General features: G+C 52.6%; 14 protein-coding genes and 1 other annotated feature. Of the genes, 9 read left to right on the forward strand and 5 right to left on the reverse strand.

What is annotated here, in order from left to right; translation table 11 throughout:
- Positions 1-30: 30 nt before the first annotated feature.
- Together A1WC_RS08760 and A1WC_RS08755 are read right to left on the reverse strand one after the other, a co-directional pair.
- Entirely contained in the window at positions 31-921 is an 891-nt protein-coding gene (locus tag A1WC_RS08760; protein WP_016161456.1) for a LysR family transcriptional regulator, read from the reverse strand.
- Positions 922-959: 38 nt separating this feature from the next.
- Positions 960-1784, reverse strand: coding sequence for an SDR family oxidoreductase (locus A1WC_RS08755; protein WP_008804116.1), 825 nt, complete (start codon positions 1782-1784; stop codon positions 960-962).
- Positions 1785-1960: 176 nt separating this feature from the next.
- On the opposite strand from A1WC_RS08755, the gene hisL reads away from it, so the two are divergent.
- From hisL to hisIE, 9 genes are all read left to right on the forward strand, one after another.
- Positions 1961-2011 carry a his operon leader peptide gene (hisL, locus tag A1WC_RS27550; RefSeq protein WP_004899375.1) on the forward strand — a complete coding sequence of 17 codons (51 nt, stop codon included), beginning with the start codon at positions 1961-1963 and terminating at the stop codon, positions 2009-2011.
- Positions 1987-2109 (forward strand) — a sequence feature (His leader region). (Overlaps the previous gene by 25 nt.)
- 47 nt (positions 2110-2156) lie before the next feature.
- Entirely contained in the window at positions 2157-3056 is a 900-nt protein-coding gene (gene hisG, locus A1WC_RS08750) for an ATP phosphoribosyltransferase (RefSeq protein ID WP_002912152.1), read from the forward strand.
- 39 nt (positions 3057-3095) lie between these two features.
- The gene (hisD, locus tag A1WC_RS08745) at positions 3096-4400 is read left to right on the forward strand and encodes a histidinol dehydrogenase (protein WP_016161457.1); all 1305 of its coding nucleotides are present in this window, start codon (positions 3096-3098) and stop codon (positions 4398-4400) included.
- Positions 4397-5458 carry a histidinol-phosphate transaminase gene (gene hisC / locus A1WC_RS08740; RefSeq protein WP_016161458.1) on the forward strand — a complete coding sequence of 354 codons (1062 nt, stop codon included), beginning with the start codon at positions 4397-4399 and terminating at the stop codon, positions 5456-5458. Before hisD ends, hisC begins: the two co-directional genes overlap by 4 nt.
- Complete coding sequence (gene hisB, locus A1WC_RS08735; RefSeq protein ID WP_008804114.1) at positions 5455-6522, forward strand: bifunctional histidinol-phosphatase/imidazoleglycerol-phosphate dehydratase HisB; 1068 nt, start codon at positions 5455-5457, stop codon at positions 6520-6522. The genes hisC and hisB overlap by 4 nt, the downstream gene beginning before the upstream one ends.
- A complete protein-coding gene (hisH, locus tag A1WC_RS08730; protein ID WP_008804113.1) occupies positions 6522-7112 on the forward strand; it encodes an imidazole glycerol phosphate synthase subunit HisH in 591 nt (196 codons plus the stop codon). The genes hisB and hisH overlap by 1 nt, the downstream gene beginning before the upstream one ends.
- Positions 7112-7849 (forward strand): 1-(5-phosphoribosyl)-5-[(5-phosphoribosylamino)methylideneamino]imidazole-4-carboxamide isomerase, encoded by a 738-nt coding sequence (gene hisA, locus A1WC_RS08725; RefSeq protein WP_004200373.1) that lies wholly within the window; start codon positions 7112-7114, stop codon positions 7847-7849. The genes hisH and hisA overlap by 1 nt, the downstream gene beginning before the upstream one ends.
- Positions 7831-8607, forward strand: a complete 777-nt coding sequence (hisF, locus tag A1WC_RS08720) for an imidazole glycerol phosphate synthase subunit HisF (protein ID WP_016161459.1) — start codon at positions 7831-7833, stop codon at positions 8605-8607. Before hisA ends, hisF begins: the two co-directional genes overlap by 19 nt.
- Entirely contained in the window at positions 8601-9200 is a 600-nt protein-coding gene (gene hisIE / locus A1WC_RS08715) for a bifunctional phosphoribosyl-AMP cyclohydrolase/phosphoribosyl-ATP diphosphatase HisIE (protein WP_016161460.1), read from the forward strand. The genes hisF and hisIE overlap by 7 nt, the downstream gene beginning before the upstream one ends.
- Positions 9201-9288: 88 nt before the next feature.
- Here the strand turns inward: hisIE and A1WC_RS26470 are convergent, their stop codons facing one another.
- Genes A1WC_RS26470 through A1WC_RS08705 form a run of 3 tightly spaced genes read right to left on the reverse strand, consistent with a single transcriptional unit; the run spans position 9289 to position 14918 of the window.
- A complete protein-coding gene (locus tag A1WC_RS26470; RefSeq protein ID WP_016161461.1) occupies positions 9289-10104 on the reverse strand; it encodes a glycosyltransferase family 2 protein in 816 nt (271 codons plus the stop codon).
- 11 nt (positions 10105-10115) lie between these two features.
- Positions 10116-11036 (reverse strand): glycosyltransferase family 2 protein, encoded by a 921-nt coding sequence (locus tag A1WC_RS08710; RefSeq protein WP_016161462.1) that lies wholly within the window; start codon positions 11034-11036, stop codon positions 10116-10118.
- 54 nt (positions 11037-11090) lie between these two features.
- Positions 11091-14918, reverse strand: coding sequence for a rhamnan synthesis F family protein (locus A1WC_RS08705; RefSeq protein WP_016161463.1), 3828 nt, complete (start codon positions 14916-14918; stop codon positions 11091-11093).
- Positions 14919-14920 lie beyond the last annotated feature (2 nt).

Here is a 14920-nt window from a genome sequence, read left to right on the forward strand (position 1 = left end):
GCGTAAGCGTATTTTTTAACGTGCTAATATCTATACGATTTCCGTATGATAAATTGTAAAAATAGCACTATTTGCTAATAGCATTTCCCGCCACCATTTGCTGGCCAAACCGCAGGTGGCGTCATTCCAGGCGATCCAGGCATGCTGGCGGGGCGACAGCCCGCGAACCGCCATGCTGATGAGCTCGCCGCTCTCCAGCAGCCCCTGCACCTGGTAACGCGGCAGACAGCCCCAGCCCAGCCCCATGCGCAGCAGCGCCAGATGCCCCGCGGCGTCACACACCGTCAGGGTCTCCTGATCGCTGAGCAGCGCCCCGCCCTCGCCGGTGGCCACCGCCCGATAACGGCGCAGGGTCCGCCAGCTCAGCGGAGCGCGGTGTCGCGCCAGCGGATGCTGCGGGGAAACCACCAGCAGCAGCTCCAGCTCGCCGAGGGGGAGATAGTCATAACCGCTCAGCGGCGGCGGCTCGCCAAGGGCGCCCAGCAGCAGATCGGCCTGCCCGTCGGTCAGCGGCCGCCAGTCCAGCAGCGAGGGGTTCTGCGTGAAGTGCAGCCGGGTCAGCGGCTGTTGTTGATAAAATGCGGCAATCAGCGGCGAAAGCTGCGTCACGGGAAAAGTGCAGTCCACCGCCAGGCGGAGGGTGTGTTCCCACCCCTGCTGCAGCTTGACCGCCCGGATCTCCAGTTCGCGGGCGATATGCAGCACTTCCCGCCCTTTCTCCAGCAGCATTTGTCCGGTGGGGGTAAAGCGCGCGCGGTGGCCGCTGCGGTCAAGCAGCTGAATATTGAGATCGCTTTCCAGCCGGTGAATGGTGTAGCTCAGCGCCGAGGGCGTTTTAAAGAGCTTTGCCGACGCGGCGGCAAAGCTCCCCTCTTTTTCCAGCGCGTCGAGGATCACGAGGACATCCAGCAGTGGTTTCATCGCTACCCCCTTACGGTATGCGAATCACCGCTGGTAGATCACTCCATCGGCATCACCAGCGGATCGGGGTACTGGTACTCAAACCCCAGCTCATTGCAGATACGATTGCCATCCACAATCTTGCCCTGGCCGCCGTCCGGGCTGTCGCTGAACACCGGCGGCGGCAGCCCCAGTTCACGGGCCATTTGCGGATAAAAGAGGCCACGCGCCGGATGGCGGGGCGCACATAGATTATAGATGTGCCCGCCCTTCGGGGCCTGCAACAGCAGTTCGATAGCGGCCACCACATCCTGCAAATGCACCAGATTGACCACGTGCTGGCCATCCGGCGCCGACTTGCCGGCAAAAAAACGTCCCGGATGACGGGAAGGCCCCACCAGCCCGGCCAGACGCAGAATATCCACCGAGGTTCCCGGCAGGTTGTGCAGCCAGTCCTCCAGCTCCTTGAGCACCTGCCCGCTGGCGGTTTGCGGCAGACGCGGGGAGTTCTCTTTCACCGTGCCATTGACGTTGCCATACACCGAGGTGGAACTGGTGAAGACGATCCGCGGAATATGGTGCGCCAGCGCGGTATCGACAATCTCCTGCACCGCCTGCAGATAAAACCCTTCTCCCGCCCCGGTACGCCGGGCCGGCAGCGTGATCACCAGCGCATCGACGTTCATCAGCGCGTCGAGGTCCTCGGTATCACAGACCAGCTGCGGCTCCAGGCGCAGCGGATAGCTGTCAATCCCGCACATCCGCGCCGCCTCCACGCCATCCTGCGTGGTTTTACTGCCGGTGACCTGCCAGCCTCGCGCCATCAATGACAGCGCCAGCGGCATTCCCAGCCATCCCAAACCGACTATCGCGACCTTTTTCATCCCAGGCTCCTGACTCTTTCGCTGTGCTGATTACAGGCTACGCCAGCCAGCGGCAACTGACAATTTCTTCGCTCAATGTGAAATGAATTAATGATAGAAAAAAGCCCTTGCTTTCTGCGGCGGAAGTGGTTTAGGTTAAAGGACATCAAATGCATAGTCATTCACAGAGAATTTTTATGAACCGCGTTCAATTTAAACACCACCATCATCACCATCATCCTGACTAGTCTTTCAGGCGATGTGTGCTGGAAGACATTTGGATCTTCCAGTGGTGCATGAACGCGCAGAGAGCCCCCGGAAGATTCACTTCCGGGGGCTTTTTTTTGGACCAAATTCGGACAGATTCAGACAGGTATTCAGAGGAAAAGAACAATGTTAGACAACACCCGTTTACGCATAGCTATTCAGAAATCAGGCCGTTTAAGCGAAGATTCACGCGAATTACTCAGCCGCTGCGGCATTAAAGTCAATTTGCACACCCAGCGTCTGATTGCGCTGGCGGAAAATATGCCAATCGACATTCTGCGCGTGCGTGATGACGATATCCCGGGCCTGGTGATGGACGGTGTTGTCGACCTCGGCATTATCGGCGAAAACGTGCTGGAAGAAGAGCTGCTCAGCCGCCGCGCTCAGGGCGAAGACCCGCGCTACTTCACCCTGCGTCGTCTCGACTTCGGCGGCTGCCGCCTGTCGCTGGCGACCCCGGTGGATGAAGCCTGGAACGGCCCGGCGGCGCTGGACGGCAAACGCATCGCCACCTCTTACCCGCACCTGCTGAAGCGCTACCTCGATCAAAAAGGTATCTCTTTTAAATCCTGTCTGCTGAACGGCTCCGTGGAAGTGGCGCCGCGCGCCGGCCTCGCCGACGCCATCTGCGACCTCGTCTCCACCGGCGCCACCCTGGAAGCCAACGGCCTGCGCGAAGTGGAAGTGATCTACCGCTCCAAAGCCTGCCTGATCCAGCGAGACGGCGAGATGGCCGACGCCAAACAGCAGCTGATTGACCGCCTGCTGACCCGTATTCAGGGCGTGATCCAGGCCCGCGAGTCGAAATACATCATGATGCACGCTCCGACCGAACGCCTGGAAGAAGTGGTTGCCCTGCTGCCGGGCGCCGAGCGTCCGACTATTCTGCCGCTGGCAGGCGACAAGCAGCGCGTGGCGATGCACATGGTCAGCAGCGAAACCCTGTTCTGGGAGACCATGGAAAAACTGAAAGCGCTGGGCGCCAGCTCCATTCTGGTGCTGCCGATTGAGAAGATGATGGAGTAATCGGCCAGCCGGTCACGGGACACACAGGGGAAAACAATCATGAGCTTCAACACAATCATCGACTGGAACAGCTGTAGCGCAGACCAACAGCAACAACTCTTAACGCGCCCGGCGATTTCCGCCTCCGACAGCATCAGTAAAACGGTGGCGGAGATCCTCGATAACGTCAAAGCCAACGGCGACGCGGCGCTGCGCGAATACAGCGCGAAGTTTGATAAAACCACCGTCGCCGCGCTGCAGGTGAGCGAGGCGGAGATCGCCGCCGCCGGCGAACGCCTCAGCGACGAGCTGAAGCAGGCGATGGCGGTGGCGGTGAAAAACATCGAGACCTTCCACAACGCGCAACAGCTGCAGGCGGTGGATGTCGAAACGCTGCCGGGGGTGCGCTGCCAGCAGGTCACCCGCCCTATCGCCTCCGTCGGGCTGTATATTCCGGGCGGCTCGGCGCCGCTGTTCTCAACGGTGCTGATGCTGGCGACGCCGGCGCGCATCGCCGGCTGTCAGCAGGTGGTGCTCTGCTCGCCGCCGCCGATCGCCGATGAGATCCTCTATGCCGCGCAGCTGTGCGGCGTGAAAACCATCTTTAACGTCGGCGGCGCCCAGGCTATCGCCGCCCTCGCCCTCGGGACCGAGTCGGTGCCGAAGGTGGATAAAATCTTTGGCCCGGGTAACGCTTACGTCACGGAAGCCAAACGTCAGGTCAGCCAGCGTCTGGACGGCGCAGCCATCGACATGCCGGCCGGTCCGTCGGAAGTGCTGGTGATCGCCGACAGCGGCGCCACCCCGGACTTTGTCGCCTCCGACCTGCTGTCGCAGGCGGAACACGGCCCGGACTCGCAGGTGATCCTCCTGACCCCGGACGCCGACCTCGGCAGCCGCGTCGCTGAGGCCGTCGAACGCCAACTGGCCGCCCTGCCGCGCGCGGAAACCGCCCGCGTGGCCCTATCCGCCAGCCGGATCATCGTGGCCCGCGACCTGGCGCAGTGCGTGGCTATCTCCAACCAGTATGGTCCGGAGCACCTGATCATTCAGACCCGTCAGGCCCGCGAGCTCGTGGACAGCATCACCAGCGCCGGTTCGGTTTTCCTCGGCGACTGGTCACCGGAATCCGCGGGTGATTACGCCTCGGGCACCAACCACGTCCTGCCGACCTATGGGTATACCGCCACCTGTTCGAGCCTCGGCCTGGCCGACTTCCAGAAGCGGATGACCGTGCAGGAGCTGTCGCGCGACGGCTTTGCCGCCCTCGCCTCAACGATTGAGATCCTGGCCGCCGCCGAGCGCCTTGACGCCCACAAAAACGCCGTAACGCTGCGCGTTGCCGCCCTGAAGGAGCAAGCATGAGCATTGAAGATTTAGCCCGCGCCAACGTCCGTGCGCTGACCCCGTATCAATCCGCTCGCCGTCTGGGCGGCAAAGGCGACGTCTGGCTGAACGCCAACGAATTCCCGACCGCCGTGGCTTTCCAGCTTACCGCGCAAACGATGAACCGCTATCCGGAGCCGCAGCCGAAGGCAGTCATCGAGAGCTACGCCCGCTACGCCGACGTCAAACCGGAGCAGGTGCTGGTCAGCCGCGGCGCCGACGAAGGGATTGAGCTGCTGATCCGCGCTTTCTGTGAGCCCGGCAAAGACGCGCTACTCTACTGCCCGCCCACCTACGGCATGTACAGCGTCAGCGCCGAGACCATCGGCGTCGAATGCCGCACCGTGCCGACCCTCGCCGACTGGCAGCTCGACCTGCCAGGCATCGAGGCGCAGCTGGACGGCGTGAAGGTGGTCTTTGTCTGCAGCCCGAACAACCCGACCGGTCAGATCATCGATCCGCAGTCGATACGCGACCTGCTGGAGATGACTCGCGATAAAGCCATCGTGGTCGCCGACGAAGCCTATATTGAATTCTGCCCGCAGGCGACGCTCGCCGGCTGGCTCAGCGACTATCCGCACCTGGTGGTGCTGCGCACGCTGTCCAAAGCCTTCGCCCTTGCCGGCCTGCGCTGCGGCTTCACCCTCGCCAACGCCGAGGTGATTAACGTGCTGCTGAAAGTGATCGCTCCGTATCCGCTCTCCACGCCGGTGGCCGATATCGCCGCCCAGGCCCTGAGCGCGGAAGGCATCACGGCGATGCGCCAGCGCGTGGCGCAGATCCTCGACGAGCGCCGCTACCTGGTGGAACAGCTGCGCGGCATCGCCTGCGTGGAGCAGGTCTTCGATTCCGAGGCGAACTACGTTCTGGCGCGGATAACCGCCTCCAGCGCAGTGTTTAAATCTTTGTGGGATCAGGGCATTATCTTACGTGACCAGAATAAACAACCTTCATTGAGCGGCTGTTTGCGTATCACTATCGGTACCCGTGCCGAGAGCCAGCGCGTGATTGACGCCTTGACTGCGGAGAATGTATGACCCAGAAGTATCTCTTTATTGACCGTGACGGCACCCTGATTTCCGAACCGCCGGTGGATTTCCAGGTGGACCGTTTCGACAAGCTGGCGTTTGAGCCGCAGGTGATCCCGGCGCTGCTGAAGCTGCAGCAGGAAGGCTATAAGCTGGTGATGATCACCAACCAGGATGGCCTGGGAACCGACAGTCTGCCGCAGGAAGCATTTGATGGCCCGCACAACCTGATGATGCAGATCTTCGCCTCGCAGGGCGTCAATTTCGAAGAGGTGCTGATTTGTCCGCACTTCCCGGGCGACAACTGCGCCTGCCGCAAACCGAAAACGCAGCTGGTGTTGCCGTGGCTGGAAGACGGCGTACTGGATAAAAGCCACAGCTATGTGATTGGCGACCGGGCCACCGACCTTGAGCTGGCGGATAACATGGGGATTACCGGCCTGCGCTATGACCGTGAGACCCTGGACTGGCCGACCATCAGCGAGCAGCTGACCCGCCGCGACCGCTATGCCCACGTCGAGCGCATCACCAAAGAGACCCAGGTGGACGTGAAGGTGTGGCTGGACCGCGAAGGCGGCAGCAAGATCCACACCGGCGTCGGCTTTTTTGACCATATGCTCGACCAAATCGCCACCCATGGCGGCTTCCGCATGGAGATCAACGTCGGCGGCGATCTGTACATCGACGATCATCACACCGTGGAAGATACCGGCCTGGCCCTCGGCGAAGCCCTGAAGCTGGCGCTTGGCGACAAGCGCGGCATCAACCGCTTCGGCTTCGTGCTGCCGATGGACGAGTGTCTCGCCCGCTGCGCGCTGGATATCTCCGGCCGTCCGCACCTGGAGTATAAGGCGGACTTCACCTATCAGCGCGTCGGCGATCTGAGCACCGAGATGGTGGAACACTTCTTCCGCTCGCTCTCTTACACCATGGCGGTGACCCTGCACCTGAAAACCAAGGGCAAGAACGATCACCACCGCGTGGAGAGCCTGTTCAAAGCCTTTGGCCGTACGCTGCGCCAGGCGATCCGCGTCCAGGGCGATGCCCTGCCGTCTTCCAAAGGGGTGCTGTGATGAATGTGGTGATCCTTGATACCGGGTGCGCCAACCTCAATTCGGTGAAATCGGCGATTGGCCGCCACGGCTATGAGCCGGTGGTCAGCCGCGATCCGGAGGTGGTATTGCGTGCCGATAAACTGTTTCTTCCCGGCGTCGGCACCGCCCAGGCGGCGATGGACCAGCTGCGCGACCGCGATCTGATCGACCTGATCAAAGCCTGTACCCAGCCGGTGCTGGGGATTTGCCTGGGCATGCAGCTGCTCGGCAAGCGCAGCGAGGAGAACAACGGCGTCGATCTGCTGGGCATTATCGAAGAAGAGGTGCCGAAGATGACCGACCACGGTCTGCCGTTGCCGCACATGGGCTGGAACCGGGTGTATGCCAAAGCAGGCGATCGTCTGTTCCGCGGCATTGAAGAAGGCGCGTATTTCTACTTCGTGCACAGCTACGCCATGCCGGTCAACCCGTATACCATCGCCCAGTGCAATTACGGCGAGGCGTTCACCGCCGCGGTGCAGAAAGATAACTTCTTTGGCGTGCAGTTCCACCCGGAGCGCTCCGGGAGCGCCGGGGCGCAGCTGCTGAAAAACTTCCTGGAGATGTGATGATTATTCCTGCTTTAGATTTAATCGACGGCACCGTCGTTCGTCTCCACCAGGGCGATTACGGCCAGCAGCGCGACTATGGCAGCGATCCGCTGCCGCGCCTGCAGTCCTATGCCGCTCAGGGAGCGGAAGTCCTGCACCTGGTCGACCTGACCGGGGCGAAGGACCCGGCGAAACGCCAGATCCCGCTGCTGAAATCGCTGGTCGCCGGCGTTGACGTCCCGGTACAGGTTGGCGGCGGCGTGCGGACCGAAGCGGATGTCGCGGCCCTGCTTGAGGCCGGCGTCGCCCGCGTGGTGGTCGGCTCCACCGCGGTGAAATCCCCGGAGGAAGTGAAAGGCTGGTTTAAACGCTTTGGCCCTGAACGGCTGGTGCTGGCGCTCGACGTGCGCATTGACGCCGACGGCAACAAGCAGGTGGCGGTCAGCGGCTGGCAGGAAAACTCCGGCGTGACGCTGGAGGAGCTGGTGGAGAGTTATCTGCCGGTCGGCCTGCAGCATGTGCTGTGCACCGATATCTCCCGCGACGGCACCCTGGCAGGCTCTAACGTCTCGCTGTACGAGGAAGTCTGCGCCCGCTACCCGCAGGTGGCGTTTCAGTCATCCGGCGGCATCGGCGATCTTAATGATATTGCCGCGCTGCGCGGCACCGGGGTGCGCGGCGTGATTGTCGGTCGCGCGCTGCTGGAAGGCAAATTCAACGTAACGGAGGCCATTCAATGCTGGCAAAACGGATAATCCCCTGCCTCGACGTCCGCGACGGCCAGGTAGTGAAAGGCGTGCAGTTCCGTAATCACGAGATCATTGGCGACATCGTCCCGCTGGCCAAGCGCTATGCCGACGAAGGGGCCGACGAACTGGTGTTCTATGATATCACCGCCTCCAGCGACGGTCGGGTGGTCGACAAGAGCTGGGTGTCGCGCGTGGCGGAAGTGATCGACATTCCTTTCTGCGTGGCCGGCGGGATCAAATCGCTGGAAGACGCGTCGCAGATCCTCTCCTTCGGCGCCGATAAGATTTCGATTAACTCCCCTGCTCTCGCCGACCCGACGCTGATCACCCGCCTTGCCGACCGCTTTGGCGTGCAGTGCATTGTGGTGGGGATTGATACCTGGTTTGATGCAGAGACCGGCAAATATCACGTCAACCAGTATACCGGCGACGAGAGCCGCACCCGGGTGACGCAGTGGGAAACCCTCGACTGGGTGGAGGAAGTGCAGAAGCGCGGCGCGGGCGAGATCGTCCTCAATATGATGAACCAGGACGGGGTGCGCAACGGTTACGACCTGCAGCAGCTGGCGAAGGTTCGCGCGGTGTGCCATGTCCCGCTGATCGCCTCCGGCGGCGCGGGCACCATGGAACACTTCCTCGAAGCCTTCCGCGACGCCAACGTTGACGGCGCGCTGGCGGCCTCGGTATTCCACAAACAGATTATTAATATTGGCGAACTGAAAGCGTACCTGGCGGCACAGGGCGTGGAGATAAGGGTATGTTGACTGAACAGCTGGACTGGGAAAAAACGGACGGCATGATGCCGGCCATCGTGCAGCACGCCGTATCCGGCGAAGTGCTGATGCTGGGCTACATGAACAAGGAGGCGCTGGAGAAAACCGAAGCCACCGGCAAGGTCACCTTTTACTCACGCACCAAACAGCGACTGTGGACCAAGGGTGAAACCTCGGGCAATGTCCTCAACGTAGTGAGCATCACGCCGGACTGTGACAACGATACGCTGCTGGTGCTGGTGAACCCGATCGGACCGACCTGCCATAAAGGCACCACCAGCTGCTTCGGCGAAACCGGCCACCAGTGGCTGTTCCTCTATCAGCTGGAGCAGCTGCTGGCCGAGCGTAAGCACGCCGACCCGGAGAGCTCCTACACGGCGAAGCTGTACGCCAGCGGCACCAAGCGTATTGCGCAGAAAGTGGGGGAAGAAGGCGTGGAGACCGCGCTGGCCGCCACGGTGAACGACCGCTTCGAGCTGAAGAATGAGGCGTCGGATTTGATGTACCACCTGCTGGTGCTGCTGCAGGACCAGGGGCTGGATCTCGGGGAAGTGATTGATAATTTAAGAGCACGGCATAAGTAATATTAGTACTAGTTAATTCCGCAAATATAAAAGGCAGATTTGTCCTCAAATCTGCCTTTTGTTTACCATTAACTCATGTTACAAGCCATTATTCCGATCTGGTGGGTAATGATGAAAGACAACGTTTGTTGAGTTGTTGTCTTTCTTTATCAAAAAACCAACCCCACTTATTGAAATATTTAATCGCAGAGGTCATATGATAAAACAGGAATTTAAAGCTGTGATATGATTTTCTTTGCGATAGATGAACGACTGTAGAATCAGGACAATAAACAACATTAAAATTCCCCGCACTGATACGGCGCGAAAAATCGACATCCTCTAAATACATGAAGAATCGAAGGTCGAAACCTTGAACTTGTAGAATGGCGTTATTGCTCACCATCATAAAACATCCTGACATCGATGGCGCGTAGAATGCAGCATTAAAATTAGCGTTACGCAATTCATACTCATTATTTATGTTGGGAAAAAATGATGAGAGAAATCGACGTCCGAAAAGTTGAAATGGTGCCGGCAATAGCTTTGTCGCATATTGCAATGCACCATTTGGATATATGATTTTAGGGACTGAAAGGTCGACCGAATTTTCCTTACAAAAGGAAAACAGTTTATCAACCTCGCCCTGAGCATAGTAAATGTCAGGATTACAAATCAAAAAATAACTACATTGGTTTTTATAATGTTCAAAAACTTTATTATGCCCTGCGCCAAAACCTTCATTATCAGTTAATCTTATGACATCAACTTTATCGTGCTTATAATCATCCAACCAGGTACAAAAAGAACCATTATCCACTATAACTAGTTTATCGATATTCTTTTCATTTAATAACGAATCAAGCGTAAGCTCAATTTCTTGAAAAGAATGTTTATAAAGAACAAGCGAAGCTAGTATATTCACATAGCACCTTACTACATTTTCCCAACACAAACATAAATTATGGTTGATAATGTACCGAGTTTATATTGATGGTAAACACCAGATTTTATGTAAAAATAAATCCTTTTCAAAAACCTACTTTTACTTATATTATTATAGTTATAATAAACTTGCTTTTCATTCTCACCGAAGTGAGCCACTATCTTATCGAGAACGGTTTTATTCCGTTTATTCCAGTCTGCGCGATTTCCTTTAAAAGATGAAAAGAAATTACGCACACGTAGAAAAATATTACGTCCATCACCAATCACATTATTACTATGTTGGCGATACAACACTCCAGGGGTGTGATCAAAATAAATGCGTCCATTGCATGCGCTTACTATCTGATAGAGCGACCAATCATGTACCACCATTTCTTCAGACGAGGCAGCCATTAATAACTCTCTGGCTTTATGATTGAATACCATAGTATTGCCGCTAGCAACATTATGCAACAGAGCATTGGCAAAACTGAGTGCCTTATTGGGTGAAAGTGATTCCCCAATAATATTACCAGCCTGATCGATAAGAGTAGTAGCCGAGCAATAGAGAGCAGGAGTATCTGAGGGGACACTGTCCAGAAAGCGAACTGCATTTTCTATTTTTTCGGGTAGCCAAATATCGTCCTGGTCAGAAAAAGCATAATAATCAGCAATGATTTTTTCATCGTTGATCATGGACTGAAAATTTTGGCAGAAACCAAGACAAGGGCCTTTTTTTAGAAAACCAGAAATCTCTGGATGAGAAAGATAAAAGTTATTAACAATTTCGGCTGTCGAATCGGTCGAGCCATCATCAGAAACATATAAACACCAGTTCTTATATGTTTGGTTAAGAAATGAATCAAGTTGAGGCTGAAGGTACTCCTGACCATTTCTTACAGCCATTAAAATAGCAACACTTCGGTTCATTCTGAAACCCTGCCCCTCTATCTGCTATCCGCAGATAGAGGGGTTATTTTTAATTTAATTTACTAAACCACGACCACAATAATCATCATCTAAGGTCATTTTTTTCACGAAGTCATTTTCTTTTCGATTGCAACTTGAAATGAACTCACTATATAAAGAATCAGCTATTGTCAATGAAGGCGAAAAATCAGGGTAAAGCGTATTTCGTATATCTCTTGCATCACGAACGAAATCCATGCAGCCTTTTTGTAACTCCGTTCTGATGTCTTTTGTTATAAGCTCTTCTGGACGCTGTTGTTTATATACTGGCGTAACGGTCGCGTTTTCCAGGATATATTTAACAATTTGGGTATCATCCGAGCTTAACAATTTCTCTAGTACGAAGCTATGGCGCAAAACTAATGAATTATCATTCTGCAGAGAGACAGAGTTCTCAATAAAACAACCATGCGCCTTACTTCCGTTATTCAATCCTTTTCCTGCAACTTCAGATGTTGCCATATAATAACCATCAACCCTGTCAGTTACGATATTAATAAGTGATTTCTGGATCGTACCGGAATATCCGACATCAACAACTGTTTTGTGGGCTGACTTTATAAACCCTTCTTGCTGAAGGTATTGTAATAAGCCCTGTTTTTCAGCATGTGCTTCAGCAAGGATATCTGGCAGTAGATATTCCAGTAATGGTTTGATTTCAGAAATATCTTCATTATGAACCTCCACTAATTTGCCTTTAGCCCACAGCCCACAGGAGTATAAAGAAGATAGTTTTCCTTCCGGAAGAGTTAATCCGTAACGTTCACGTAAAAACATCTCGAGCGTATTAGCAAAAAAAGTCGACTTAGCTATATTCAGTACATCATCCAATGTTGTCACATTTGGTACGTTAACCGCACGACGAGACAGTATCAGATAATGACTTTGAGGTGTCGTTTCCGCTCCATCACACCAAAGATCATAAACTGCTTTAATAATTTTCCCTTCTCTCGCAAGAAAATATAAGTCCTGCACGCCGTCTTTTGCAGCGCATTTTCTAAGCCATTCAGCAAATGCAGTAAGTAAGGGCCCAGCAAGATTATAACCAATTTGATAGGGACTAGAAGAGAATAGCTTAAGTTTTTCGGGAGAAAAATTACAAATTTGACTCAAATTTTTCTTCGTTATAAGGCCAAAAGTAAGTTCTCCGTTAAGATCTGACTTAAAGGCCTGCTGTGCTACTGGTGCAAACTCCGGAATATGAAGTGCTAAGTCCGTAGCTCTCACAAGATGCAAACCGAGGATGTTAAACCAATCGCAAGGTAACTGTAAATCACTTCGCTCGTTATCACCAATCATTACAACTTCATTACCAGAAACACCATATTCGGCAAGAAGGAGCTCATACAGTTCACCCGTATCCTTTCTTTTACCTTTATCTGATGATAAATAAATTTTATCCCATCCGGTAAAACCATTAGATTCTAGCATATTAACGATAGTTTCAAGCGGTAAAAACATATCGCTGACAATAGCGATTTTTTTACCACTCTTTTTAACAAACTCAAAAATTTCCAACATATCCGGCCGAGCTGAAACAGAAGCAATTTCAACCCGTTCTTCGAGCTCACGAAACTTTTTGGCGACTGAATGTTCAACCTGATAATGTTGCTGCAATTCATTATAGATATCGTCAATACTGATATCCCGCCCAGCGCGGTGCCTTGCACTCTGCTCTGCGGCAGGCCTTTTAGACAGAAATTCGGATGCTTCCTCAGCAGACAATTGGCTGGCAATGATCTGCTTTGTATGATCAGGATGAAGTAAAGGACGAATCAAGAGAGTATCAAAAATATCAAAAGCGATAATTTTTTTGCTTGGATCAGAAATTATTTGATGAATCGACTCTAACGTTCTAGGGAAATATTGATGATCCCAACGGAAAGTGGATTTTGACTCATTGTCGCAGTCTTTTATAATTAATGAACCATAATTCAAAGCCTGAGGGACTATACCTAACAAACGTTCAATTGCATGTGCTGTAGTCCCATCAGTCTGTCCTTTTTCTTCAGGAAAATCTTGCCACGCTAAATTCATCTCGAATAACGGGGACAAAGCGTCTACACGAGCCCAAAACATTGACCCTGCGGGGAAATTGAAATATCCATCAGGACAGGCTATTCCCATTTTTGCGCAAAGTTCACTGCCTTGCTGTTTGTTGGCTAGCCAGGTAAATGCCATATAAGGTAAAGTATGATGGACCTGTGGGTAGACAATCCCTAATTTTTCATCATCATTAAAGGCTTTAAATATCCGTTTTACATTAGATTCCGAACCGAACAAACCATTCAGTAAATACTCTCGCCAACCGGTTGTTTTTCCCTCATTATATAATGACTTCTTACTTTGAATATGACAAATAAAATCATATTGTTTTAAGGCGGAACCAAACTCGGCGAATACTGGAGCAATATCACGACCGCGATTAGGTACTACTCGCACATCGAGATTTTCGATATTTTTAATCTTCTTAAATTGCAGGTTGCATTGTTGTTTGGCTTCTTCACTTGTTACTGAAATGTAAACATCGAACTTAAACGGCATTGTTGACAATTGTGTCACAAATTCATCGATTAAGTCTGGATAAAAAATATGGCATTGAACAGCAATTCTTCCAGGCTGTGTATTAATATCGTCACTTAATAAATTAATATCGATGAGCTTATCACTTACCTCTAATTCATTTGATATCAGAGAATGAGCAGCCATAAATTTAGGATGACTAGTGAACCAACTAGGTCGAACCTTAAATGCCATGGTTAATAGTTGTTCGCGATACTTATAAGGGGTTCGATAATAAGCTGACTTGGCAATATTACGGACTTCTTTTTTAATATGCCACATCGCATCTTTCTGTTGGCCGCGGAGTACTCGAAACATGAATCTTAGCGGCTTAGTGATTTTCCACGAGTTAGTATTAATCAGCCGCTCAATTTCCTTTTCGAGTGCATGGACATTGCCGGAAATATGATGCTGACTGTTTTCCAGTTCATGGATTCGGCCAGCCATAACATTTTTAATATTTTTATCTTCCTGAATTCTCTTTATATAGAGTTCGTTTTCTTCTTTTGATTTATTAAGTTGATGCTGAAGTTCTTGGTTTTGACTCTCAAGAACGGATCTGGCTGATTCAATATGCTGGATTTGATTATGGGCTTCTTCGCGCAGAGTAATTAACTCACCTAGGCGTGAAAATGCTTCTCTAATGAGGGCAGGCTCACCAAAAGAAGCCAACTTTTCATAAAGAGCTTGGCTTTTTTTGCCTACAAAAAGCACACCCAGGCCATATGAATGCAAAAATTCAAAAGATGGATACTGTTGTTGAAGTTCATCCCAAAGCTGCCATACACCAAATCCTCGTTCACGGACATTGGTGTCATGGAACAGGACAACCGCATCATCTGCTAATTTTGATTTCCAGGATTCAAAGTCATGTTTAACAGCTTCATAGGTATGTAAGCCGTCGATATGCAATAAATTAACGCTACCTGCAGAAAAATATTCGTTCGCCTGATCAAAGGTCATGCGCATTAAATTTGAAAATGCAGAGAAATACTGCTGATTCCATGCACTTACATCTCTGAAAACATCTTCACTGTAGCTACCAGCATGCTCATCCCCCTGCCACGTATCAACAGCATAGCATTTGGAACCGGTATTATTTTCCAGGACAGCCTGGCAGATTGCAAAATATGAATTTCCTGAATGCGTACCTAATTCAACAATAGTACCCGGTTTCATTTCCTCAACAAGCCAACTGACAAAGGGGATATGGCCGCACCAGCCAAATGGGAAAGTCAGTTTTCTAGGTCTGGAAAGCATTGATTTATTAATCATAGTCATAA

This window comes from Klebsiella sp. KTE92, assembly GCF_000398905.1.
GTDB classification, from domain to species: Bacteria; Pseudomonadota; Gammaproteobacteria; order Enterobacterales; family Enterobacteriaceae; genus Klebsiella; species Klebsiella variicola.

Coding starts and splice junctions, on each gene's coding strand:
- A1WC_RS08760 (WP_016161456.1), bottom strand. CDS start 921: ATGAAACCACTGCTGGATGTCCTCGTGATCCTCGACGCGCTGGAAAAA.
- A1WC_RS08755 (WP_008804116.1), bottom strand. CDS start 1,784: ATGAAAAAGGTCGCGATAGTCGGTTTGGGATGGCTGGGAATGCCGCTG.
- hisG (WP_002912152.1), top strand. CDS start 2,157: ATGTTAGACAACACCCGTTTACGCATAGCTATTCAGAAATCAGGCCGT.
- hisD (WP_016161457.1), top strand. CDS start 3,096: ATGAGCTTCAACACAATCATCGACTGGAACAGCTGTAGCGCAGACCAA.
- hisC (WP_016161458.1), top strand. CDS start 4,397: ATGAGCATTGAAGATTTAGCCCGCGCCAACGTCCGTGCGCTGACCCCG.
- hisB (WP_008804114.1), top strand. CDS start 5,455: ATGACCCAGAAGTATCTCTTTATTGACCGTGACGGCACCCTGATTTCC.
- hisH (WP_008804113.1), top strand. CDS start 6,522: ATGAATGTGGTGATCCTTGATACCGGGTGCGCCAACCTCAATTCGGTG.
- hisA (WP_004200373.1), top strand. CDS start 7,112: ATGATTATTCCTGCTTTAGATTTAATCGACGGCACCGTCGTTCGTCTC.
- hisF (WP_016161459.1), top strand. CDS start 7,831: ATGCTGGCAAAACGGATAATCCCCTGCCTCGACGTCCGCGACGGCCAG.
- hisIE (WP_016161460.1), top strand. CDS start 8,601: ATGTTGACTGAACAGCTGGACTGGGAAAAAACGGACGGCATGATGCCG.
- A1WC_RS08710 (WP_016161462.1), bottom strand. CDS start 11,036: ATGAACCGAAGTGTTGCTATTTTAATGGCTGTAAGAAATGGTCAGGAG.
- A1WC_RS08705 (WP_016161463.1), bottom strand. CDS start 14,918: ATGACTATGATTAATAAATCAATGCTTTCCAGACCTAGAAAACTGACT.